Here is a 23067-nt window from a genome sequence, read left to right on the forward strand (position 1 = left end):
TATTAATTATCATTTATATGATATCTAATTGAGAAAGATAATCAGCGTCATCTTTCGGGTCGATATTTAGGGTCAATCAATGAATTGGTGATGAAATCAACGTTTTTTAAGCGTTTTTTATCATCTATTTCGTATGGTAGTATTATCTTAACACATATATTAGGAAAAAATAAAGAAGAATGATTCTAATCTAGGAAAAAATATAAATAAACAGTAAAGCTAATTTTAGGATATGTAAAGAGAATGAACCTGAATAATATAAGAGGGAATCAAGATACTACAAAACAATTAGATCCCGGTGGCAGACTGTTTTTCTTTGAAAAACATCAGCGCAAAGAAGATGAGCACTAGCATGATGCTGATTAGATAGAAAAAGCTTCCGCCTGGTAAGTGTTCGATGGCCAATCCACCAAAGTAGGGACCGGCGATGCTGCCCACGCTATAGAAAATGCTGCATAATAAATTTCCGGCCGGCATAAGATGGCGAGGCAGGATATCAGCCATATAGCTGATGCCAAGAGAGAACGTCGATCCTACCATCATTCCTCCCAACAAAAAACAGAAGAAGAGGCCGCTGACCAAAGGAGTAAGAAGCCCAGCCGCAGTAAAGATAAGGGACCCGGAAAAAATAATGACCAGCAAGATGTTCCTCCGACCGAAGCGATCACTCAACATACCCAAGGGAATCTGTGTGAGCAATGTACCGGCCGAGAAAGCAGGAATGATAATCGCTACGGCGGTCAGACTAATGCCGGAACGCAATGCAAAGACTGGAAAGTTGCTATTAAGAGATGCTTCAAGCACGCCAAAGGTGAATGGCAGTAAGAAGGCAACCCAGGCGATCCGGCTCACTTTCCAAAATCGCTTGAGCGTATCGAGGAAAGAGGTACTTTCGGTATCATCGTGTTCGGGAATTTCGTTCTTAATCAGGAAAACGGACATCCACGTAAGCAGGCTAAGAATGGAAGTGATGATGAAGGGCAAGGCTTGATTCACATCAAGCAACTTCGTCATAAGCGGTCCAATCATGAAGCCAAGGCTGAAAAATAAACCGTATATCGCGATATTCCTGCCCCTTTTCGCCAGGGGCGAAATGGCCGTTATCCATGTTTGGGTCGCAAAGTGTAACGTATGATCGCCGATTCCAATGAAAAATCGCAATATAAACCAAAACCAGAACGATTTCCAAAGCGGAAATAAGGCAAGCGAGAGAATGACCGTCAATCCACCAAACAAAATCAATGGTTTATAACCGAATCTACGGAGAGGCGCTTCCATAAAAGGTGAAATTAAAAGGATTCCAATATACAGGGAAGCGGCATGCAGTCCATTTAAAGAGGAGCTGAGTCCATCATGTTCGAAAATGACGGCGATGATTGGAAGAAGCATACCTTGTGAGAAACCGGATATGCCGACCATGAAGATTAATACAGGAATAAGCAATTTTTGATTCATATTTTTCGTCTCCTATTTTATGTATACTAGTTGATGTTACATGGAAAGAAGAGGATTAAGCAATAGAAAATCGGGTAAATATGGACATGAAGAGGATTTAGAAAAAATTTATCTTTTTCATTTAAATAAAGAAATGTATGATTACTTTTGTTACATAATAAAATGGACATGAGAAGTGAGGGGAAGTTTCTTGGATAAAATATTTTTGGGGCTCGTCGTATTAGGGGTGCCTCTATCGTTCATTGGGTCTTTTCTCCATTGGCCTAGCGTCGTGATGTTCATCGTCTATTGCTTAACGATCATCGCGCTTGCAGGATTCATGGGCCGGGCGACAGAAAGTCTGGCGATTGTGATGGGACCGAGGATTGGCGGTTTACTGAACGCAACCTTTGGTAACGCCGTCGAGTTGATCATTTCGATCTTCTCATTAAAGGCTGGGTTGATTGGCGTCGTATTAGCCTCTTTGACAGGATCGGTTTTAGGAAATTTATTGCTGGTCGCTGGACTATCTTTCTTTATCGGTGGGACGAAATACAAGCGTCAGAAATTCAATGTATTTGATGCGAGGCATAACGCAGGATTATTGATTTTTGCCGTCGTTGTCGCTTTTGTTATTCCTGAAGTGTTCTCTCAGAATATGAACGAAACAAGCACGATGTCGTTAAGTGTCGGGATTTCCGTTATTTTAATTTTATTATACTTAGCTGCCCTATTCTTTAAATTGGTGACACACCGCGGTGTATACCAACCAGCGGAAAAAAGAGAAGGGGAAGAACCCCATGAAGAGGAAGTTCCGGAATGGAGCAAGAAAAAGGCAATCATGGTTCTTGCCTTGGCCACCGTTGCAGTTGCTTTCGTATCGGAAAAACTGGTTCATACCTTCAGTGAAGTCGGGGAAACCTTCGGATGGACTGAATTATTCATCGGGGTCATTATCGTGGCCATCGTAGGAAATGCGGCTGAGCATGCATCCGCCGTCATCATGGCCTACAAAAACAAAATGGATGTTGCCGTCGAGATCGCTGTCGGTTCGACCTTGCAGGTAGCGATGTTCGTCGCACCGGTTCTTGTGTTGATCTCGTTAATGTTCTCAACGAATATGCCACTTGTCTTCACCTTGCCAGAGTTGATTTCAATGGTGACCGCTGTTCTCTTGATGATCATGATTTCGAATGATGGAGAGACGAACTGGTTTGAAGGGCTTACCCTATTGGCCGCTTATTTCATAATGGGAATTGGTTTTTATCTATTATAAACGTGGAAGGTCTTCCGTATCGGGAGGCCTTTTATTCATAAAAAGGCATACAAAAATGACTCTGCTGTGATTGAGACGTAGCAGAGTCATTTTTATAAAGGTATAGTACAATCCATAGATTCATCCAAAATCTTTCATCATGCTTCTGTTAAAGTAAAAAGATACTTCTGTTAAAGTTGTGAAATATTCTAGAGTGTTACACCGTCCTTTCGCATAGTGAATTTAAGTAGTGGCGAATACGTTTTCTGTCATCCTTTTAAAGGGCATCGTAGATTGAATCGATAAGCATACCTCCTGAATGGTATTAGGTATGAACGTTTTCGCCTCCTTTTTATAAGGTAGGTTAAGTATACTCCATCTTTAAAGAAAAGTAAATATTCAGAACTTTACAAATATGTTACAAAATAGACTTCCACCCAACATGTATAGAAAGTTGAATAGAAACAAAATCTATAAACAAAAGATGGAACCCTTTAAAGGAGACGACAGCATGAGACGACTTATTCTTATCACATTGATTACAGTAGTGGCTTTCATTCAGACGAATGCAGGTGTGGGAGCGGAAGACAAACAAACTCGGAACAAGGTGAATATCCCGCCTTCCGTTTTAAATGTCGCCAAGGAAAATACGTATCCGAACCCGACTCAAGATCTGCCAATGCTTCAGGCAAGCAAATTTGCCCAACAATTGATTGATTCATCGGATATAAAAATTGAAAATCCAGAACTCATTCATATGCTGAATGAATCAGCGATTGCGAAAGCGCCACTTGCCTTTGGGTATAGAGCGACGATTTACCTTGGCCATTGGGCATTGAATTATGAATCGTTGGAGACATCCCCTAATTGGGAGTATCAAAAGATCAACATGAACTACTATGATAATCGCGGCGGCGAGGTTCCATACCGGATCCGCTATGTCCAAGAAAGTCAAAAGGAAGTGACCGGGGGCTTGACCGCGAAAATTCCAAAGGCTGAAGATGTCCAGAAAATGATGCTGCTAAAAGCAACGGAAAAGACGAATTTGCCACTCGCTTTTAAAACCATCATCGGAGCCGGGACAAAAAAGGATGAAGTATACAATATTGCTTCCAACCGGATTGGTTATTTATCCAGCTATGCATCTGCCGTCAATGAAAAAGGGAAGGTCACCTATGGGGAAGTGTATCTGAACTTGAGGGGGAATAAGCGCTCGATTGTGATTAAAAACATCACCTCCCAAGGCATCGGTGCATGGATACCCGTTCAGGACCACGTATCCTTCAGCTTTACGGTTACACAACAGCCAAGATAAAAAAAACTCGCCGGTTTGGCGAGTTTCTTTTTTATCTTCTAAAATGGGTGTTGATTTGCGTTCCAGGCATTTCGCTTTCCGCGGGCGGGCGGTGAGCCTCCTCGTCGCATACGCTCCTGCGGGGTCTCACCTGTCCCTCAATTCCCGCAGGAGTCTTCACGCCTTTCACTCCAATCAACTCTCTTTCTAAACGTCTGAAAAAGATGGCCAACTGGATTTGGAGACAACCGGAAATGGCCTAGGAAGAGGCCATGTGCAGCCTTTATAAGACAAAAAACCTCCATGAAAAGTGTTCAAATTTAAAAGAGGTCCGTAATGAACCATTCTGGACCTCTTTTGTCGACAAACTAAAACTCGCCGTTTGGCGAGTTTCTTTTATATAAGGGACTTTCTCGTTTTGAAGTCTTCTTTTGGGTAGTAGGCATTTTTGACAAGGACGTTAGGTCCAAGGCATTTGACCGCCGGGCAGTGGCAATTCAATTCATTGGCCAGTTTTGAATTCATCCATGTTTCATACGATTCAGTCAGTGGCTGATCCTGGATGTTCCCCAATGTTGGAGCATCGCCGAAGTCGGTCACGATGACCTCCCCGGTGAAGATGTTGACGTTCAGGCGGGATCGTCCATCCGGGTCATTGCGAACCGTCACTTTTTTTGAGCTATAAAGGCGCTTTAAAAGTTCAAGGTCTTCTGGATGGGCATTACAAGGATAGAATGGTAGCGTTCCGAACAGCATCCAGACATTTTCGTCCCGGATATCAAGCAGATGATGAATGGCTTCGCGCATTTTTTCCAATGATAATGTTTCAAGGGCCGAAGCAAAATCACTAGGGTACATCGGATGGATTTCGTGGCGCTGACAGCCCATTTCCTCGACAATCTGTTTATGGATATGCGCAAGATGGGGCAGTGTGCTTTTATTCAGCATCGTTTCAGCCGAAACCAACACACCGGCCTTTGTAAGGGCACGGGAATTTTCAATCATTTTATCGAATAATTTCTTTCGCTGTTCACGGGTAGGTTTCCGATCCATCATGGCAAAGCCGACATCAATGAATTCATCAATCGTTCCCCAGTTATGTGAAATGTGAAGGACATCCAAGTACGGGATGATTTCTTCATATCTTTCCAAGTCAAGCGTCAAGTTGGAATTCATTTGGGTGCGAACGCCACGGCTACGCGCATATTTCAATAGAGGCAAGACATAATTCTTCACTTGTTTTCTTGACAGCATCGGTTCGCCGCCTGTTATGCTTAGCGAACGGAGCGATGGGATTTCGTCAAGGCGCTGAATCAATAATTCCAAAGGAAGAGCATCGGGATCTTTCGGTTGCAGTGTGTAACCGACTGCGCAATGTTCACAACGCATGTTGCAAAGGGTTGTGGTTGTGAATTCCACATTGGTAAGAGTGAGCTTTCCATATTGATCGACGTCCATATATGCTTCCCAAGGATCATACTTGGGTGTAATTGGTGTTAAGAGATCTTGCTTCAGTATAGACATGTTTAAAACTCCTTACGTAATAATGCACTAACCCATTATGAACAATGGGAACAAAAATTGTCAAATGGAGAACCCCGGACAATAGCTTACCATTGCACTTTGGAGCATTTTTCGTTACGATGGAAGGAAGAACAGAAGGAGAGTGCCTCATGGGAAAATCCATTACAGATAAAAACGACCAATTATCCTATCTTAAGGAACGCCTAACGATGTTCGTGGAGGTTCTGGACCATATCGAACCCGAGAGTACAGACCTGGAAGACATCGACCGTCTAATCGGCATACTAGATGATCTTGAAGATAAAGTGCAACAATTCAAAACTCGTTCAGAAGAATAATACCTGTAGGATACTATGATTTTTTAAATATGAATATGCTCAAAAGGGATGACGGGATAAATCGTCGTCCCTTTTTATATGCCAATTTTTATGAAGGAAAATGAATTACTTGTTTTCGAAAGATTATGGAAGATGTATAATAAAACGGGTGTCAAGTCATGACTACTTTTGTCGTGATATATCTAGGGGATTAAGAGGGGGAAGAGAAATTTGGATATTCAGAAATTCCAAGAAAGCATGTACAGTCTTATCGTTGAAACTTCAACGAATCTTCCAAAGGATGTTCGTCGTGCGGTCAAGAGCGCGAAACAACGTGAAAATGCAGGTACGCGTTCAGCATTGAGCCTAGCGACCATCACGAACAATATTACAATGGCTGACGACAATGTATCTCCGATTTGCCAGGATACAGGTCTACCGACTTTTAAAATAAAAACTCCTGTTGGTGTGAACCAACTTGAAATAAAAGAAGCAATCCGCAATGCCCTTATTTTAGCGACAAAGGCCGGCAAGCTTCGTCCAAATGCTGTCGACTCTTTGACAGGCAAAAACAGCGGGGACAACCTTGGGGAAGGTCTACCTGTCATGAAATTCGATCAATGGGAAGAAGATTACATTGATGTGCGCCTGATTCTGAAAGGTGGCGGCTGCGAAAATAAAAATATTCAATATAGCCTACCAATGGAGCTAGAAGGATTAGGGAAAGCGGGCCGTGATTTGGACGGGATCCGTAAATGCATCCTTCATTCTGTCTACCAAGCACAAGGTCAAGGCTGCAGTGCCGGGTTCATCGGTGTCGGTATCGGGGGAGACCGTTCATCCGGATATGACTTGGCTAAAGCACAACTTTTCCGTAGCAATGAAGATGTGAACCCGAATGAAGATCTTCGCAAGCTAGAAGAGTATATTATGGAAAAAGCGAATGAGCTTGGAATCGGAACAATGGGCTTCGGCGGCGAAACGACATTACTTGGCTGTAAAATCGGCGTCATGCATCGCATTCCTGCAAGCTTCTTCGTATCTGTTGCATACAACTGTTGGGCTTTCCGCCGCTTAGGTGTGAAAGTAAACCCGGAAACAGGTGCAATCAACGAATGGTTGTATCAAGAAGGCGAGAAAATCGACTTTGCTCGTGAAGCTGAAAAAGCAGCACGTGAAGAAGTGGCCGTCTCTATCGAAACAGACGTGGAAGCACCACGTGAAATCACACTTCAAGCACCAATCACGGAAGAGCAGATCCGTGAGCTTCAAGTCGGTGACGTCGTCCACATTAACGGCAGAATGTACACAGGCCGTGACGCCATCCATAAGCACTTGTCTGAAAACCCTTCACCAATCGATCTTGATGGCCAGATCATCTACCATTGCGGACCGGTTATGCTGAAGGATGAAGAAGGCAAATGGCATGTGAAAGCAGCCGGACCGACAACAAGTATCCGTGAAGAACCGTACCAAGGCGATATCATGAAACGTTTCGGTATCCGCGCGGTCATCGGGAAAGGCGGCATGGGACCAAAAACGTTGGAAGCCTTGAGTGAACATGGCGGCGTTTACCTTAACGCAATCGGCGGAGCGGCTCAATACTACGCAGACTGCATTAAATCGGTCGAAGGCGTGAACTTCACTGAATTCGGCATTCCTGAAGCCATGTGGCACCTTAACGTCGAAGGCTTCACTGCCGTCGTGACGATGGATTCACACGGAAACAGCCTACACAAAGATGTTCAACAATCATCATTGGACAAACTGTCTCAATTCAAAGAACCCGTATTCAAGTAATTAAAAAGACGCTCGCCAATTTGGCTGAGCGTCTTTTTAATTACTCTTCCTTTCTGGGATTGGCATCAGACGTTAACTCTGGTTCTAGTTCAGTGGCAGATTCAAGCTCCGGTTCCGTTATGGAAGCAGATTCTTGAAAAGACTCAGATTCCGTTTCAGGTTCTGGAAAGGGATCGATTCGTGAAATGTCACTCGAATCAAACCCGCTTCTCACAAAATAGACGAACACTCCTGCACCAAGCGCGAGACAACCGACAAACCCCATCGTAATCAACCATTCCAGCATGACATACGCCCCCCTTTTCTTATGTATATGAAAAAAAGGGCGATTATTACCTGAAAGGAGTACAAACTAACGGAATTTACGGAACATATATTAGAAGGGAAAGGAGGGGATTTTATGCAGAACAATTACTTCCTATACTTCATCGCCTTGTTGACAGGTTTTGCGTTCATTCTTCTTCCTGTGGCAGGCACGATTTTCTCCGGTCTAGGAACATTCCTAGTCGTTATCGGAATCGTTATCGTCCTTGTTTTTGCCATTGCCATCATTTGGCAGGCTGCACAGGCATTATTTAAAGGATAAACAGACTTCGGGGGGCTGTCCCAATTTGGGACGGGCCCTTTTTTGCGAGGATTTTATACATACGGATCGGGAATTCGACTGTTACGACGACTAATTCGACGGTGGGCGTGCGGAATTCGACTTTCAGGGAGATAATTCGACCGTCAACCGAGATAAATCGACGTTTATCTCATTTGAAGCTGGCCACCGGTGCGGGAATTCGACTGTTAGACGATTAATTCGACGGTGGGCAAGCGGAAATCGACTTTCAGGGAGATAATTCGACCGTCAACCGAGATAAATCGACGCTTACCTCATTTGAAGCTGACCACCGGTGCAGGAATTCGACCACGCGGGTAGATAATTCAACCACGGCGAGCCATAATTCGACCACGAACAAGAATTATTCAACCACAAACGAGAATAATTCAACCACACACAAAATCGTGCATATAAATCCTTCCGTTTCAAACACTAAGAAAAAGGAAAATGGGGGACGATTCAATGAAGAAGATGGCGATGATGTCGGCTATTCTCTGTTTACTCTGGTCTTTGGCGGGCCCGGCTTTTGCAGAGTCCTATAATTGGGGCTTCAATAAAGGGAAAAACGGAACTCCGGCGGATGCGGGTAAAAATTTCAATGAGATGCTGCCTAAATATGAAGCGATTTATAAAGGAGATACCTCGAAAAAGGATATTTACCTGACATTCGATAATGGGTATGAAAATGGCTATACGGCGCAGATCTTAGATGTGCTAAAAAAACATAAGGCACCGGGTGCTTTTTTCGTCACCGGCCATTATTTAAAGACGGCGCCTGAACTTGTCGTCCGGATGGCGAATGAAGGCCATATTGTCGGAAACCATTCATGGAACCACCCAGACATGACGAGCGTGACAGACGGAGTCATCCGTACCGAATTACTACGGGTCAAGGATGAGACGGAAAAATTGACGGGGCAAAAAGGGATGAATTATTTGCGCCCGCCGCGTGGGGTTTTTAACGAACGGACGATGAAAATTGCCCAACAAGAAGGCTACTACCATATTTTTTGGTCGCTTGCTTACAAGGACTGGGTCGTCGATGAACAGCGTGGAGCAGCTTTCGCCCATGATGAAGTCATGAAACAGATCCATCCGGGAGCGATTTTACTGTTGCATACGGTTTCAAAGGATAATGCTGAAGCACTCGATTCGATTCTGACGGATCTTGAGAAACAAGGGTACACATTCAAAAGCCTGGATGATTTAATGATTGAAAAACAGCTGCCGAACAGGATGTTGTATTAATAGGAAAGGCGGAACCTGACTAGGAAAATCAGGTTCCGCTTTTTGCCATTATCCTCAATAACAAGTAATATTTTCGAAAACATGCTATAATACTCGGAAAACTGCTAAAAGGATGGATCGCTTGTGTGGACGGAAAAAGTAGAGGTCCAAGGGCCCTATAATTTTGACCTTGTACTCGAACGATTATCGTTAGACCCACTTCAAGTAGTTGATTTTACGAACAGGACGGTAAAAGTTCCATTATATATAGAAAAAGTACCGAACGTTTTACACGTACAGGCAATCGGTGACACCGAAGACCCGGTCTTCGTCATCAAAGGCCAATCAGAGGAAAACAAGCCAAAGGCGCTGCAACGCTTAAAGAAGGTTTTCCACTGGCATGAGCCATTGGCTGCCGTTTCCGAGCACTTTCAGGAGTCGGATTTACGGGACATTTTCGAAGAGCACCGTGGCACGGCGATTGTCCTTGACTTCGATTACTATAGTTGCCTCGTCAAATGCATCATTCACCAGCAATTGAACCTGGCTTTTGCTCATACATTAACGGAACGGTTCGTTAAAACCTTTGGCTACCAAATCGATGGTGCCTGGTTTTACCCGACACCGGAAACGACTGCGCAGCTTCAGGTCGAACAGCTGAGGGCGATTCAATTCAGCGGCCGAAAAGCGGAGTACGTCATCGGTTTATCTCAGCAAATCGTCCGTGGCCACCTTGATGTGGATCAGCTGGACAAGCTATCCGATCAAGAGATTATGGATACACTTATAAAAATACGCGGAATTGGCAGATGGACGGCGGAAAACTTCCTGCTATTTGGCTTAGGGCGACCGAACCTTTTCCCAAAAGCCGATATTGGCATCCAAAATGCCCTGAAACAATTATATGGCTTACCGCAAAAGCCGACCCAAGAAGAAATGGAAACCTACAGTGTGAAGTGGGCCCCATATCTAAGCTACGCTTCCCTCTACTTGTGGAGAAGCATCGAAAAACGGAGTGAAAAGAAATGACAAACTTTCAAGATACAACCCTAGAAGTAAACCAAACCTTACCCTTAACAATTAAACGCCTTGGCATCAACGGAGAGGGAGTCGGCTATTTCAAGAAGAAAGTCGTCTTCGTCCCAGGTGCCCTTCCTGGTGAAGAAATTGTTGCGATGATCACAAAGGTGCAGCCGAATTTTTCCGAAGCAAAAATCAAAACGATCCGGAAAGAATCACCACACCGCATTGCCGCACCATGTCCGGTCTACGAACAATGTGGTGGTTGCCAGCTGCAACATTTAAGCTATGACCAACAATTGGTTGAAAAACGCGATATGGTCATCCAAGCGATGGAACGCCACACGGATTTCCCGATTGATTCATTGGATATCCAGGAAACGATCGGCATGGAAGACCCTTGGAACTACCGCAACAAAAGCCAATACCAAGTCGGCCAGAAAGATGGCAAGCTGATTGCCGGACTTTATGGCTTGAATTCCCATACATTGATCGATATCCCGAACTGCCTTGTGCAGCATAAGGCGACGAATAAAATCACCCGTACGGTGAAAAAGATCCTGAAGAACCTGAATATCTCGATTTATAATGAGAGAAAAAGAAAAGGTGTCATCCGTACCATCATCACACGTGTTGGATTTGAAACGGGCGAAGTGCAAGTGGTCTTAGTAACGGGAGCGGAAGAGATTCCACAAAAAGATCAATTGCTTAAACAAATCCGTGACCAATTGCCAGAAGTGAAATCGGTCGTTCAAAACGTCAACAACCAAAACACATCGCTGATTTTCGGCGAAAAAACGATTCACCTTGCTGGCGAAAAAGTCATCAACGAAACATTGGGTGACCTTTCGTATGAACTATCGGCGCGTACATTCTTCCAATTGAACCCGGTCCAAACGGTTCGCATGTACGAAGAAGTGAAAAAAGCGGCAGCCCTAACCGGTACGGAAAAAGTCGTCGACGCTTATTGCGGCGTAGGTACGATCGGACTTTGGTTATCGGAAGACGCTAAAGAAGTACGCGGCATGGACGTCATCAAAGAATCGATCGAAGATGCCAAGAAAAACGCAATCAAACATAAACGCACCAACATGCACTACGAAACAGGTAAAGCCGAAAACATCCTGCCACGCTGGATCAGAGAAGGCTGGAAACCAGACGTATTGGTCGTCGATCCGCCAAGAACCGGCTTGGACCAATCCTTATTGCAAACCATCCTGAAGGTCAAACCAAAAACCATTGTGTACGTATCATGTAATCCATCCACATTGGCAAAAGACCTACATGAATTAAGTGCTCTATATAACGTAGAAACCATGCAACCTGTGGATATGTTCCCGCAGACAAGTCATGTTGAAGTTGTGACGAAATTGACGTTGAAAAAGTAATCCAGATAAATAAAGATGTCCCATTCAGTCTCGGTTTTCGGTTCACTAACATGACCGAATTCCGGGCCTTTTTCATGGCGGCCCATGGCTGGACTTTTAGAAGGCAAAGAAGATTTTAAAATAGTGGGAAACTGGTTCACATAGCCTGGTAACCCTTAATGAGAGGACTTGGATCTAAAGATGAAAGATAATTTTTGGCGTGATTTACCACGACCATTTTTTGTACTGGCACCAATGGAAGAAGTGACGGATGTTGTGTTTCGCCATGTAGTGGCTGAAGCAGGCAGACCCGATGTATTTTTTACAGAGTTTACGAACTCGGAAAGTTATTGTCATCCTGAGGGGAGACAAAGTGTACGTGGGCGATTGACCTTTACGGAAGATGAACAACCAATGGTTGCCCATATATGGGGAGATAGGCCTGAAAACTTCAGGGAAATGAGCATTGGTATGGCAGAGCAAGGGTTTAAGGGGATTGATATCAATATGGGCTGTCCTGTTCCTAATGTAGCAGGAAATGGGAAAGGGAGTGGCCTGATCTGTCGTCCCGAAGTCGCAGCAGAATTAATTCAAGCAGCAAAAGCAGGCGGCTTGCCCGTAAGCGTGAAGACTAGACTTGGCTACACGGAAGTCGACGAATGGCGCGACTGGTTAACACACATCTTGCAACAAGACATTGCGAACCTTTCCATCCATCTGCGTACACGGAAAGAAATGAGCAAAGTGGACGCTCATTGGGAACTAATCCCGGAGATCAAGAAACTTCGTGATGAAGTGGCACCCGATACCCTTCTAACGATCAATGGAGATATCCCTGACCGCGAAACTGGCTTGGAACTCGCTCGTAAATACGGCGTGGATGGAATCATGATCGGACGCGGCATTTTCCACAATCCATTTGCCTTTGAAAAAGAACCGAAAGAGCATACTAGTAGGGAATTGCTTGGTCTCTTAAGATTGCATATGGACCTTCATGATAAATATTCAGAAATCGTACCACGTTCGTTCAAGCCCCTACCTCGCTTTTTCAAGATCTATGTCCGTGGATTCAGAGGAGCAAGTGAACTGAGAAATCAATTGATGAACACAAAATCAACTGATGAAGTGCGCGCATTGCTTGATGCTTTTGAACATCCTGAACCTGAAGTGGTGGAGGAACAGTAGGAACTTTCCTATTCGAAGTAGCATAAACTTTTTTGAAGAATTTCAGAGAAGATTATACTAGCTGAGACATGCAAATTAGATAGATAAACAAAGCAGCGATCCGATAAGAATCGCTGCTTTGTTCTATTTCTATCCCTATCCAATATCCGAGATGTTTTTCCTGTTATTTACACTTTTTTTACTTTCATCATCATGATACCTATCTTCGATTAGCTTTAATATTTTCTCAATCTTGCCTTATATAATTAGCGAATTATTATGATAGAATGAGCGTAATCCCTAGTGTATCTCAGTAAATTAAGTGTTTTAGACGGCTACCTATGGATTTTTTTCTTTTAAAAGAAACAGATGGGAGCTTTCATATGATACATATTGTTTTCGGTGCATCGGCTTCAGGGAGCGTAAGGTTCTTTTTAAGGGAAAGGGGTCTTGAAAAAGTGGAGAAGGTTATCTCTTTTTGGGACATGTTTTCAATCGGGCCCGTGTGGCAGCTGCATGAGGAAAAGGGGATCCAAGCTAGATTTGAGTGGATGAAGGCGTACACATATGACGAATTTGGTGAATGTTCCGATTATGAACAGAAGTTTGAAAAGACGGTCAAACAAATACAGTCTATTCCTGAAGGAAGTCATCTAACCATTTGGACTTCATCTAATGCACATGAACAAACAGGATTGACGTTGATTGTTTATCTTTTAAAGGGAAAAAATCTGGATATTCGTCTTATTAACACGACAGAAGAGTATGAAGAACTGTTTCAAGGGAGAAAAGTGAAATATACACCACTTCATACAGGTGAAATTCCCTCTGAAAAGCTTCAATCCATATATGAACAGGGTAAAAGAACGTTATGTACTGACCATGATCGAGAAGATTTAGAAAAAGAGTGGAAATCCCTTTCAGATAACCAAGAAACGTTACGAATATGGAGAAATGGAAGGATTCAGAGCGTTCCTGAAGATTATTATGATGCATTCATTATGAAGAAAGCTTCAAAGCTACATGGACAACAAAAGACTAAGGATTTTATGATATCCGCAAGACTCATTGGCGAGGCGTTGGGGCATTTAAATCAGTATGTAGGGGATGCGTTTCTTGAATCTCGACTTAAAAAGCTGGTTGAACAAGGGTTATTTGAAACGGAAGGTTATCTTGAAGGTATACGATTTTATAAGATTAGATTAAAACAGGATAGCTGAGGAAGAGAATAGGAACGGATCTCTTTTTTATTGAAATCAGGGGGGACAAAAATGAAGCTAATTAAATGGCTCGCGATTCCTATATTGGGATTGATCCTTGCAGGATGTGTGGATTCCACAGCGCGAGTTGAAATAAATAAAGATAAAAGTGCGGATCTCTCGCTTGAAGCAGCCATGGACGGTGATATGTATGCGCTGGCCGGTCCCTATATTGAAAAGGCACTGAAGGGGACGGATTACAAGCTGGAACAAGGCGAGAATGTCATCAAGGTGTTTAAACATTACCCTTCTCTTGAAGCGCTGAGCTCTATCCAGGACGGATCAGGTGAGAGTAAGATTTCCGTGGATGAGAAGGACTCTTTCTTTTATACAGCCTATGATGTGAAGGCATCCGTTGATTTACAAAGCCAGCTTAGCCGGTACATAGGGGAGGTAACCAGCAACACCTTCATACAATCCATCATTCTTCAAAAGTTGGACCAATCGGATCTTAAACTGGAAGTAGCCCTTCCGTATAAGCTCTTTGGCTCAAATAATGCCGATGAGGAGAATGGCAATACCCTATCCTGGGACATCTCGACAGCTACTGAAACGCCTGTCGAGTTTGAAGTGATTGTTCCGAAGGTTAAAACGATCGCCACTACGGCGGGAATTGTGGTTGTCTTCATTATCGGGGCCGTCATCTTGATTGTGAAAGGCAAGAGAAAGAGGAAATAATTGAGTGGAGACTTTCATGTAGCATGTTAATAAATGAGGGGAGTGGAAAGAAATGAAATTTAAAACAAAGTTATATCTAAGTGCAGCAGCTTTAGTTGTTTTGATGAGTATCTTTTTAGTTGCCACTAAGTCTTATTTTAATAATCAAGAAATAAATGAAGCGAGTGATCAGTGTTATGAAAAAGGGGGGCAACCGAATGTTAGTATGACTGCCCTTACTCTTAATTATTCTTTTTCTTGTGAAAGTGAACAATAATTACCTTAATAAAAGGAAACTTATATGACATCTATCAACCTGATAAGTCTTTTTCTTGTCGGGTATTCTTTAGTGTATGGGTCGTCTCTATTTACTGGATAACTCCTTCACCATTAATACATGTGGGATTCCGTCTTCCATAAATAGATCGGATGAAGTCAGATACCCGAGGTTCTCATAAAAGCCTTCTGCCTGTTTTTGTCCATGCAATTTAACTTTGGATCCTTCATTTTTTTCTGCTATTTCTTCTAATGCTTTTATGATTATTTTTCCATAACCCAATTTACGGTAAGGTTTTAGGATGCAAATTCTTTCTAGCTTACCAAATCCATCAACGGTTCTTATTCTGCCTGTACCTACTGGTAGTTCATTATGATAAGCCAAAATGTGTTCGCATTGACTATCAAGTGTATCAAATTCGTCAAATTCATCTTCTAATGGAACGCCCTGTTCTTCAACAAATACCTTGCTTCTGATATGGAATGCCTGTTTTAGGTCATTCTCTTCGATTATCTTTTTTACTTTCACTTATCTTCGTCCCTTTCTCAACTGTTTCAAGTTATATCGTACAATATTTTTTGTTGCAAATGCAACAAAAATCCATTACTATTTGTATTAGCAAATACGAGTGATTGGTGGTGTTGAACATATGAAGGAAGTTCTTCGTGAGATTGGAATGGTAGCAAGGGCCTTGGATTCTATAAGCAATATAGAGTTTAAAGAATATGACCTTACAAAAGGGCAGTATTTGTACCTTGTGCGCATATGTGAAAATCCAGGAATCATTCAAGAACGGCTAGCAGAAATGATAAAAGTAGACCGAACCACGGCAGCTCGTGCAATAAAGAAATTGGAGATACAAGGTTTTATTGAAAAGAGAGAGGATACACATAACCAAAAGATCAAAAAGCTTTTCCCAACTGTAAAAGGCGAAAGTGTTTATCCTTTCATCAGAAGTGAACATGAATATTCCAATAAAGTGGCATTAGCTGGATTATCCGAAGAAGAAGGAGAAACCCTTTTTCGTCTTCTTCAAAAAGTGAGAAAAAATATAGAAATAGACTGGGAATATGTGAAAAAGGGAAACAAGCGAAATTATTGATAAGTAGAGGAGCGGAATAAATGAAGATATATATACGAAAGTGTACCCTTGAAGATTTGCCACTGCTCCAAGAGATTGGCCGCGAAACATTTAATGAGACCTTTAAGGATCTGAATTCCCCCGAAAATATGAAGGTTTATTTGGAAGATGCGTTTAATTTAAAGCAATTAGGAACGGAATTATCCAATCCCTCTTCGGAATTCTTTTTTATCTATGTTCATACAGAAGTCGCCGGGTATTTAAAGGTGAATATCGATGAAGCCCAGACAGAAAAGGAGGGTGATGAGTCACTTGAAATTGAGAGGATTTATATAAGAAAGGAATTTCAAGGGCAGGGACTGGGTCATCATCTTATAAGTAAAGGAATAGAATTGGCGAAAGACCAGAGTAAGAAGAAAATCTGGTTAGGCGTTTGGGAAAAAAATGAGGGGGCCATCAAATTTTATGGAAAAATGGGCTTTACTCAGACTGGAAAGCATTCCTTTCACATGGGAGATGAAAAACAAACCGATCTTGTTATGACTAAAATACTTAGGTGAATTGATGATTTAATATAATTAGTTAAGGAAATCTAAGTAGTCATTTTCACTCAACCTGACAAGTATACTGTCAGGTTTTTTCAGTTAAAATATTTTTTTGACAAGACCTCAGCAGTTTCTACCTCCGAAAATTTACAGTTTTAAACCATACCCACGGGGTAAAGTATAAGAGAGTTAGGGTATTTTATCCTAAGAGGAAATATACGAGAATAGTGCCGGTTGCCCGGTTCTTATTCATTACAACGGAGGTTTTTTCATGACAACTAAGAATAAAGTAGCGATAATCACAGGAGCAGGAAGCGGATTAGGACAAGCTACAGCGGTTCGAATGGCTGAAGAAGGAGTCAATATCGTTGTAGTGGACGTTAATGAAAAGGGTGGGAAGGAAACGGTTGAAATGGTGAAAAAATTAGGAGTCGATTCTTTTTTCATCAAAACGGATGTTTCCAAAGCAGAAGAAGTGAAGAACTATGTGGATCAAACAGTGGAGAAATTCGGGAAGATCGATTATTTCTTTAACAATGCAGGGATCTCTGGTAGCGGTAAGTACTTCTTGGATACGGCGGTAGAAGAAATCGAAAAAATCGTTCAAATCAATTTAATGGGTGCTTTGTACGGCGTTCGTTATGTAGCCGAGGTCATGGTGAAAAATGGCGGTGGATCGATTGTCAATACGGCTTCAAGTGCCGGTGTGATCGGACAAGATTCAGTGGTCACTTATTCCGCTACGAAACACGGGATTGCAGGGTTAACTAAGTCCATGGTGGCTGAATACGCGAAAGAAGGCTTGCGCGTGAATGCGATTGCCCCAGGACCTACTGAGACACCGATGGTCAAGGCTTTCTATGAAGCAAACCCGGCCATGAAAGAGAACGCAACGAGCGGGATTCCTCAAAAACGATTGGGAACTCCGGAAGAGGTTGCGGAACTTGTAACCTTCCTATTAACGTCTAAAGCAGAATATATCAATGGAGAAGTTATTCGCATTGATGGTGGATTTACTAATACCAAATAATCATAGATCAGCAAAAAGCCTGTTTCGATTGGAACAGGCTTTTTGTATGCTCACTTATATGGCATTCACCTCTCAAACTGGAAAACTCAACGGAGCGTTTGTTGCCGGAATGGGTCATACCTCTTATGATGTAATGAGTAGGGGGTGAATCAATGGATACTAGCAAAGTAGGCCATTTGATTTTACGATTGCGGAGGGAAAAAGGGTTCACGCAAAAGGAATTGGCTGACAGGATGAATCTTTCTGATCGGACCATTTCAAAATGGGAGCGTGGCCAAGGGTGTCCGGATATTTCCCTGTTACCGGAATTGTCCTCCCTCCTTGGTGTGAATATTGAACATATTCTGGAGGGCGAACTCGCTTCCAATGATTTTGTAGGAGGAAATATGAAAAGGTCAAACTATTTTGTGTGTCCATCTTGTGGGAATATTACCTTAAGCACCGGTAATGCATCTGTTTCTTGTTGTGGAAGAAAGTTGGAGGCACTTGTACCAAAGAAAGCGACGGACGAGGAAAAGCTGGAAGTTACACAGGTTGAAGAGGATTGGTTCATTTCAAGCAACCATCCTATGACCAAAGAGCATTATATTTCATTTATTGCCTTTGCTACAGGAGACCAGGTCCAACTTATCAAACAATATCCGGAATGGGGGCTGCAAACCCGCATTCCGAAACGGAAACACGGCATGTTGCTTTGGTACTGCACGCAGCATGGGTTGTTTTATCAGTTGATTTAAGGAGAAAAAAAATCAATCTATAAAAAAAGTTCTACCAACAGGCAGTCAGCCCTTTAATAGGGGCGCTGCCTTTTTACTGTGGATAAGTGAATTGGAAATTTGAGAAGTATTCACATGATATTGTATGATGAATGATAGGATCTTTTTTAATGATAGAACGGAAATATGGTATGTAAACCATACATAGAGGGGGAAGGGCAATGGAAATTGGGTTGACTACATTTGTTGAAACGACGCCGGATGTAGAAACGGGTAAGGTACTTAGCCATGCTGAACGTATACGTGAGGTAGTGGAGGAGATTGTATTGGCGGATGAGGTGGGGCTGGATGTCTATGGAGTGGGCGAGCATCATCGGAGGGATTATGCGGCTTCCTCACCAGCCGTCGTATTGGCCGCCGCTGCTTCACGGACAAAACGGATCCGTCTTACCAGTGCTGTGACGGTGCTGTCTTCAGACGATCCCGTACGAGTGTTCCAGCAATTTTCGACACTTGACGCGATTTCGAATGGACGTGCGGAAATCATGGCGGGCCGGGGCTCTTTCATCGAGTCCTTCCCGTTATTCGGGTATGATTTGGACGATTACAATGAATTGTTCGATGAGAAGTTGGATCTGCTGTTGAAAATCCAGCATTCCGAAAAGGTGACGTGGAGCGGTAAACATCGTCCTTCCATCCAAAATCGTGGGATTTACCCGGTTCCTGTTCAAGATCCTTTACCTATTTGGATTGCGAGCGGCGGGACTCCACAATCAGTTGTTCGTGCAGGAATGCTTGGACTGCCCCTCGTTCTCGCGATTATCGGCGGAAGCCCGAGACAGTTTGCAGGGCTCGTCCAACTGTATAAAAGGGCGGCCAAAGAGGCGGGGCATGATGTAAGCAAGTTGCCGGTTGCTTCCCATTCACACGGATTCATTGCCGAGAGTACAGATGTTGCAGCAGAGAAATTTTTCCCGTCCACCCAGCAAGCGATGAACGTGTTAGGAAGAGAACGTGGGTGGGGAGAATACACCCGTGAAACCTTCGATTCGGCCCGTAGTTTAGAAGGTGCCCTATATGTCGGTGATGCGGAGACCGTGGCGAAAAAAATCATTCACCTTCGTAAAACTGTGGGAATCACGCGCTTCATGCTGCATGTTCCCGTCGGATCGATGCCACATGATGATGTGATGAAAGCCATCGAACTATTGGGTAAAGAGGTGGCCCCAATAGTACGGGAGGAAATTGCGAGATGGGAAACAGAGGGCGGCGAGGAATCGTAAGCCTTTGAGTGGATTCGCCCAAACTTAATGTCGAATTCATCTTTTTTAGGTATAATAAAAGTACAGTACACTTACAGCATCCGGGAATCTGTAAACGATTCCCGGATTTTCAGTTGCCTTCGTTTTTAGTATTGGAAGAATTTACTCGGGCAATGATAAAGAGGAAGCTACTGAAAAGGGTGCGAATATAGGAGGTTTATGGATGCATAATCATGATATTTTAATCAGAGTACGATATGCTCTCGATATAAAAAATAAAGATATGGTAGAGATTTTCAAACTTGGCGGCGTGAACGTGACACAAGAAGAAGTGATGGAGATGCTGACCAAGCCAAAAGAAGACGACTATGACGAATACGACGACGATGATGTCGATTTTTACGAATATGAAGACGAAGAAGATACAATCAAATGCAATAACAAGATGATGGAGTCCTTCTTGAATGGTTTGATCATTTTCAAAAGAGGCAAACAAGAGCCAAAACCGGGACAACCAGAGAGCCCGGCACCAACAGGCAAGGAAAGTGTGAACAACGTCCTTCTTAAGAAATTGAAAATCGCGCTCACCCTAACAAGTGAGGATATGATTGAAATCCTGGAAGATGCAGGAGTCAATATCACCAAAGGGGAACTAGGCGCCATTCTACGAAAAGAAGGCCACCGGAATTATAAACAGTGCGGCGACCGCTATGCTCGTAATTTCTTAAAAGGGTTAACGTTGAAATATCGGGGATAAGCAAAACGCGCCCGATCGTTTTAAATTGTGTTTAAGATGTGGATGAAGGCTTGAGTGATGAGGAGAGATTCTTATTGCTTGAGCCTTTTTTGGGTATAACTTTTCTCTATTAAATGTGTTAGGCATAAAATTAAACAACGGATAATGAGGTCAGATTGAAACAAGTAACAAGGTAACCAGCCCTGAAATTAAAGAGCTCTGCCTTTTTTTATTTCCATATAAGTTCTGCATTGGAACCTTAGTGTACAATGATATAAAGTAGAGAAAAGATTGTGGAACTACATGGGAAAAGGTGTGTCAGGGATGATTATATATGAGGCGATTAAAAGTGAATTCCTTCAAGATGTTTTTGAAGATAAATTAATAGATAATATCGTAAATAATTACGCGGAGAAAGTTGGCCGGATTAATAAAAGTGAATTAAGATCTTGGGATAATTCGATGAAATACATGCATCTTGTTCTGTTAGATAAGGAAATACCTGATGACGCTGGTGTCGCTATAGAGTTCAAGATTCCTTATACATCAAAGCGAGTCGACTTCTTGATATCTGGCAGTAATGATACGAATCAATCTATTGTAATTGTTGAGCTTAAGCAATGGCAGGATATTGAGAAAGTGGATGGAAAAGAAGCGATTGTTAAGACATTCCTTGGTGGTGGAGTGAGGGAAACCACTCACCCATCTTATCAGGCATGGTCGTACGCGGCGCTAATTGAGGACTATAATGAAAATGTCCAAGATAATCAGATGGAATTGTATCCATGTGCTTATTTGCATAACTATATCAAAGTGGATGACGATCCTATTATTGATGAAGGCTATCAATATTATGTGGAGAAGGCTCCCGTTTTTCGAAAAGGTGATGCGGCTAAGCTTCGAGAATTCATCAAGACTCATATTAAATTCGGGGATAATAAGGAAAACCTATACAAAATCGAGAATGGCAGGATCCGTCCCTCTAAATCTTTGCAGGATTCCCTCCTTAATATGTTGAAGGGAAATCAAGAATTCGTCATGATTGATGACCAGAAGGTTGTGTACGAAGCAGCAAAGATGCTGGCCAAAGAAGCGCAGAGATCGAATAAAAAGCAAGTGTTGATCGTCAAAGGAGGACCAGGCACCGGAAAATCCGTGTTGGCCATCAACCTGTTAGTGGAGTTGACAGCTCAAAACATGGTTTGCCAGTATGTGACCAAGAATGCCGCACCACGGGCCATCTATGCTAAAAAGTTAAAGAAGGATTTCCGTAAGGGCCATATTGATAACCTCTTTAAAGGGTCTGGGAGTTATATTGATGTTCCGGAAAACACTTTCGATGTCTTGATTGTGGACGAGGCGCATCGTTTAAATGAAAAGTCCGGGATGTTTAATCATCTTGGTGAGAACCAGATGAAGGAAATCATTGCAGCTTCTAATTTCTCCATTTTTTTTATTGACGAGCGGCAGCGTGTGACGTTAAAGGATGCCGGGAGTATTGAGACAATACAACAATTTGCAGACCAATATAATGCCAATGTATCGACTGCCTTATTGGATTCACAGTTCCGGTGCAATGGTTCGGATGGATATCTTGCATGGGTTGATGATGTTCTTCAAATACGGAAAACAGCAAATGAAAGCTATATTGGAAGCAACTATGATTTTCGTGTATATAGTAATCCAGTCGAGATGAGGGATGAAATTTTCAGGTTGAATAAGCTGAATAACAAAGCCCGATTGTTAGCGGGTTATTGCTGGGATTGGAAGAAGGAAGGCAAGAACAACTCACAAATCCATGATATTGAACTGTCGGATCAATTCAGCATGAGCTGGAATCTCGGTAATTCAGACAGCTGGGCAATTGATGAAAACTCGGTTCAAGAAGTGGGCTGTATCCATACATCTCAAGGGCTGGAATTCGATTATGTAGGCGTGATCATTGGAGATGACATGTACTTTAGTGAAGATAGAATTCAAACGGATTTTACAAAAAGGGCCAAAACCGACAGTTCATTAAAAGGCATCAAGAAGCTATCAAAAGAAGAGCCGGAGAAAGCGATGCAGTTAGCTGATGAAATTATCCGGAATACGTATAGGACGCTTTTAACCAGAGGGCAAAAAGGGTGTTTTGTCTACTGTACAGATAAGGATTTGGAAAACTATTTACTGAAGCGCCTTAGGGAAATCCAAGTACAGTACCAACCTAATGAGTTTTTCGAAGGGAAGACGAGTGTGGCTGAAGAACCGGAGTCGTATGAGTGATGGAGGTTTGGTATTAGATAAGGGGAACCGTATCATAAGTAAATGAGGTTATTCTAAAGTAAATATTATAATTTATCATATTTATATGTCTCCTCAAGAATTTAAAAAGAAGCCTCTGACTTATCATCTAAGAGTATAAAGTGTACCCTGTGTAAAGGACATTTTAAAAAAGCCTAAGCAATTTTTAAAAGATGATCTCTGTATTGAACAGGGGTCATCTTTTTTAGGTT

23 protein-coding genes are annotated in these 23067 nt (G+C 42.6%); 19 read left to right on the forward strand and 4 right to left on the reverse strand.

Annotation, left to right across the window (positions count from 1 at the left end; translation table 11 throughout):
- Positions 1–288: 288 nt before the first annotated feature.
- Entirely contained in the window at positions 289–1455 is a 1167-nt protein-coding gene (locus tag ACIQXH_RS15995; protein WP_402989121.1) for an MFS transporter, read from the reverse strand.
- Positions 1456–1645: 190 nt separating this feature from the next.
- On the opposite strand from ACIQXH_RS15995, the gene cax reads away from it, so the two are divergent.
- The gene (gene cax, locus ACIQXH_RS16000; RefSeq protein ID WP_402871770.1) at positions 1646–2710 is read left to right on the forward strand and encodes a calcium/proton exchanger; all 1065 of its coding nucleotides are present in this window, start codon (positions 1646–1648) and stop codon (positions 2708–2710) included.
- A gap of 490 nt (positions 2711–3200) precedes the next feature.
- Entirely contained in the window at positions 3201–4004 is an 804-nt protein-coding gene (locus tag ACIQXH_RS16005) for a YfkD famly protein (RefSeq protein WP_403124579.1), read from the forward strand.
- Between the two features lie 375 nt (positions 4005–4379).
- Here ACIQXH_RS16005 and yfkAB read toward each other — a convergent pair whose 3' ends face one another.
- Complete coding sequence (gene yfkAB, locus ACIQXH_RS16010; protein ID WP_402872303.1) at positions 4380–5501, reverse strand: radical SAM/CxCxxxxC motif protein YfkAB; 1122 nt, start codon at positions 5499–5501, stop codon at positions 4380–4382.
- 155 nt (positions 5502–5656) lie between these two features.
- On the opposite strand from yfkAB, the gene ACIQXH_RS16015 reads away from it, so the two are divergent.
- Entirely contained in the window at positions 5657–5845 is a 189-nt protein-coding gene (locus tag ACIQXH_RS16015) for an SE1561 family protein (protein WP_403124582.1), read from the forward strand.
- A 210-nt stretch (positions 5846–6055) separates the two neighbouring features.
- Complete coding sequence (locus ACIQXH_RS16020) at positions 6056–7624, forward strand: fumarate hydratase (protein ID WP_402871761.1); 1569 nt, start codon at positions 6056–6058, stop codon at positions 7622–7624.
- 40 nt (positions 7625–7664) lie between these two features.
- On the opposite strand, the gene ACIQXH_RS16025 is transcribed toward ACIQXH_RS16020, so the two are convergent.
- Positions 7665–7910, reverse strand: a complete 246-nt coding sequence (locus ACIQXH_RS16025; protein ID WP_403124589.1) for a hypothetical protein — start codon at positions 7908–7910, stop codon at positions 7665–7667.
- A gap of 114 nt (positions 7911–8024) precedes the next feature.
- Here ACIQXH_RS16025 and ACIQXH_RS16030 point away from each other — a divergent pair, with 114 nt between their 5' ends.
- From ACIQXH_RS16030 to ACIQXH_RS16065, 8 genes are all read left to right on the forward strand, one after another.
- Entirely contained in the window at positions 8025–8210 is a 186-nt protein-coding gene (locus ACIQXH_RS16030; protein ID WP_402871756.1) for a hypothetical protein, read from the forward strand.
- 492 nt (positions 8211–8702) lie between these two features.
- Positions 8703–9479, forward strand: coding sequence for a delta-lactam-biosynthetic de-N-acetylase (gene pdaA / locus ACIQXH_RS16035; protein WP_403124638.1), 777 nt, complete (start codon positions 8703–8705; stop codon positions 9477–9479).
- Positions 9480–9602: 123 nt separating this feature from the next.
- Positions 9603–10487, forward strand: coding sequence for a DNA-3-methyladenine glycosylase family protein (locus ACIQXH_RS16040; RefSeq protein WP_403124592.1), 885 nt, complete (start codon positions 9603–9605; stop codon positions 10485–10487).
- Positions 10484–11866 carry a 23S rRNA (uracil(1939)-C(5))-methyltransferase RlmD gene (rlmD, locus tag ACIQXH_RS16045; RefSeq protein ID WP_402871745.1) on the forward strand — a complete coding sequence of 461 codons (1383 nt, stop codon included), beginning with the start codon at positions 10484–10486 and terminating at the stop codon, positions 11864–11866. Before ACIQXH_RS16040 ends, rlmD begins: the two co-directional genes overlap by 4 nt.
- 180 nt (positions 11867–12046) lie before the next feature.
- The gene (locus ACIQXH_RS16050) at positions 12047–13030 is read left to right on the forward strand and encodes a tRNA dihydrouridine synthase (protein ID WP_403124595.1); all 984 of its coding nucleotides are present in this window, start codon (positions 12047–12049) and stop codon (positions 13028–13030) included.
- A gap of 362 nt (positions 13031–13392) precedes the next feature.
- Entirely contained in the window at positions 13393–14229 is an 837-nt protein-coding gene (locus ACIQXH_RS16055; RefSeq protein ID WP_403124598.1) for a DUF1835 domain-containing protein, read from the forward strand.
- 51 nt (positions 14230–14280) lie between these two features.
- Entirely contained in the window at positions 14281–14946 is a 666-nt protein-coding gene (locus tag ACIQXH_RS16060) for a hypothetical protein (RefSeq protein ID WP_403124601.1), read from the forward strand.
- 52 nt (positions 14947–14998) lie between these two features.
- On the forward strand, positions 14999–15202 hold the full coding sequence (locus ACIQXH_RS16065) for a hypothetical protein (protein WP_403124605.1): 204 nt from the start codon (positions 14999–15001) through the stop codon (positions 15200–15202).
- Positions 15203–15289: 87 nt separating this feature from the next.
- Here the strand turns inward: ACIQXH_RS16065 and ACIQXH_RS16070 are convergent, their stop codons facing one another.
- The gene (locus ACIQXH_RS16070; protein ID WP_403124608.1) at positions 15290–15730 is read right to left on the reverse strand and encodes a GNAT family N-acetyltransferase; all 441 of its coding nucleotides are present in this window, start codon (positions 15728–15730) and stop codon (positions 15290–15292) included.
- A 121-nt stretch (positions 15731–15851) separates the two neighbouring features.
- On the opposite strand from ACIQXH_RS16070, the gene ACIQXH_RS16075 reads away from it, so the two are divergent.
- From ACIQXH_RS16075 to ACIQXH_RS16105, 7 genes are all read left to right on the forward strand, one after another.
- Entirely contained in the window at positions 15852–16304 is a 453-nt protein-coding gene (locus ACIQXH_RS16075) for a MarR family winged helix-turn-helix transcriptional regulator (protein WP_403124611.1), read from the forward strand.
- A gap of 20 nt (positions 16305–16324) precedes the next feature.
- A complete protein-coding gene (paiA, locus tag ACIQXH_RS16080; RefSeq protein ID WP_403124614.1) occupies positions 16325–16843 on the forward strand; it encodes a spermidine/spermine N(1)-acetyltransferase in 519 nt (172 codons plus the stop codon).
- A gap of 256 nt (positions 16844–17099) precedes the next feature.
- Positions 17100–17858, forward strand: coding sequence for an SDR family NAD(P)-dependent oxidoreductase (locus tag ACIQXH_RS16085; RefSeq protein ID WP_402871721.1), 759 nt, complete (start codon positions 17100–17102; stop codon positions 17856–17858).
- 152 nt (positions 17859–18010) lie between these two features.
- Positions 18011–18595, forward strand: a complete 585-nt coding sequence (locus ACIQXH_RS16090; protein WP_402871718.1) for a helix-turn-helix domain-containing protein — start codon at positions 18011–18013, stop codon at positions 18593–18595.
- 200 nt (positions 18596–18795) lie between these two features.
- Entirely contained in the window at positions 18796–19857 is a 1062-nt protein-coding gene (locus ACIQXH_RS16095) for an LLM class flavin-dependent oxidoreductase (RefSeq protein ID WP_403124617.1), read from the forward strand.
- Positions 19858–20059: 202 nt separating this feature from the next.
- Positions 20060–20593: a YehS family protein gene (locus ACIQXH_RS16100; protein ID WP_403124620.1), complete on the forward strand. Its 534-nt coding sequence runs from the start codon at positions 20060–20062 to the stop codon at positions 20591–20593.
- Positions 20594–20896: 303 nt separating this feature from the next.
- The gene (locus ACIQXH_RS16105) at positions 20897–22837 is read left to right on the forward strand and encodes a DNA/RNA helicase domain-containing protein (protein ID WP_403124623.1); all 1941 of its coding nucleotides are present in this window, start codon (positions 20897–20899) and stop codon (positions 22835–22837) included.
- Positions 22838–23067: the final 230 nt, after the last annotated feature.

Origin of the sequence: Peribacillus sp. NPDC097225, from assembly GCF_044761955.1 — a bacterium.
Classification (GTDB): domain Bacteria; phylum Bacillota; class Bacilli; order Bacillales; family DSM-1321; genus Peribacillus.

Excerpts from the sequence above, each read along its gene's own strand:
- ACIQXH_RS15995 (WP_402989121.1), bottom strand. The coding sequence starts at position 1,455 with ATGAATCAAAAATTGCTTATTCCTGTATTAATCTTCATGGTCGGCATA.
- ACIQXH_RS16005 (WP_403124579.1), top strand. The coding sequence starts at position 3,201 with ATGAGACGACTTATTCTTATCACATTGATTACAGTAGTGGCTTTCATT.
- ACIQXH_RS16015 (WP_403124582.1), top strand. The coding sequence starts at position 5,657 with ATGGGAAAATCCATTACAGATAAAAACGACCAATTATCCTATCTTAAG.
- ACIQXH_RS16025 (WP_403124589.1), bottom strand. The coding sequence starts at position 7,910 with ATGCTGGAATGGTTGATTACGATGGGGTTTGTCGGTTGTCTCGCGCTT.
- ACIQXH_RS16030 (WP_402871756.1), top strand. The coding sequence starts at position 8,025 with ATGCAGAACAATTACTTCCTATACTTCATCGCCTTGTTGACAGGTTTT.
- pdaA (WP_403124638.1), top strand. The coding sequence starts at position 8,703 with ATGGCGATGATGTCGGCTATTCTCTGTTTACTCTGGTCTTTGGCGGGC.
- rlmD (WP_402871745.1), top strand. The coding sequence starts at position 10,484 with ATGACAAACTTTCAAGATACAACCCTAGAAGTAAACCAAACCTTACCC.
- ACIQXH_RS16050 (WP_403124595.1), top strand. The coding sequence starts at position 12,047 with ATGAAAGATAATTTTTGGCGTGATTTACCACGACCATTTTTTGTACTG.
- ACIQXH_RS16055 (WP_403124598.1), top strand. The coding sequence starts at position 13,393 with ATGATACATATTGTTTTCGGTGCATCGGCTTCAGGGAGCGTAAGGTTC.
- ACIQXH_RS16060 (WP_403124601.1), top strand. The coding sequence starts at position 14,281 with ATGAAGCTAATTAAATGGCTCGCGATTCCTATATTGGGATTGATCCTT.
- ACIQXH_RS16065 (WP_403124605.1), top strand. The coding sequence starts at position 14,999 with ATGAAATTTAAAACAAAGTTATATCTAAGTGCAGCAGCTTTAGTTGTT.
- ACIQXH_RS16075 (WP_403124611.1), top strand. The coding sequence starts at position 15,852 with ATGAAGGAAGTTCTTCGTGAGATTGGAATGGTAGCAAGGGCCTTGGAT.
- paiA (WP_403124614.1), top strand. The coding sequence starts at position 16,325 with ATGAAGATATATATACGAAAGTGTACCCTTGAAGATTTGCCACTGCTC.
- ACIQXH_RS16085 (WP_402871721.1), top strand. The coding sequence starts at position 17,100 with ATGACAACTAAGAATAAAGTAGCGATAATCACAGGAGCAGGAAGCGGA.
- ACIQXH_RS16090 (WP_402871718.1), top strand. The coding sequence starts at position 18,011 with ATGGATACTAGCAAAGTAGGCCATTTGATTTTACGATTGCGGAGGGAA.
- ACIQXH_RS16095 (WP_403124617.1), top strand. The coding sequence starts at position 18,796 with ATGGAAATTGGGTTGACTACATTTGTTGAAACGACGCCGGATGTAGAA.
- ACIQXH_RS16100 (WP_403124620.1), top strand. The coding sequence starts at position 20,060 with ATGCATAATCATGATATTTTAATCAGAGTACGATATGCTCTCGATATA.
- ACIQXH_RS16105 (WP_403124623.1), top strand. The coding sequence starts at position 20,897 with ATGATTATATATGAGGCGATTAAAAGTGAATTCCTTCAAGATGTTTTT.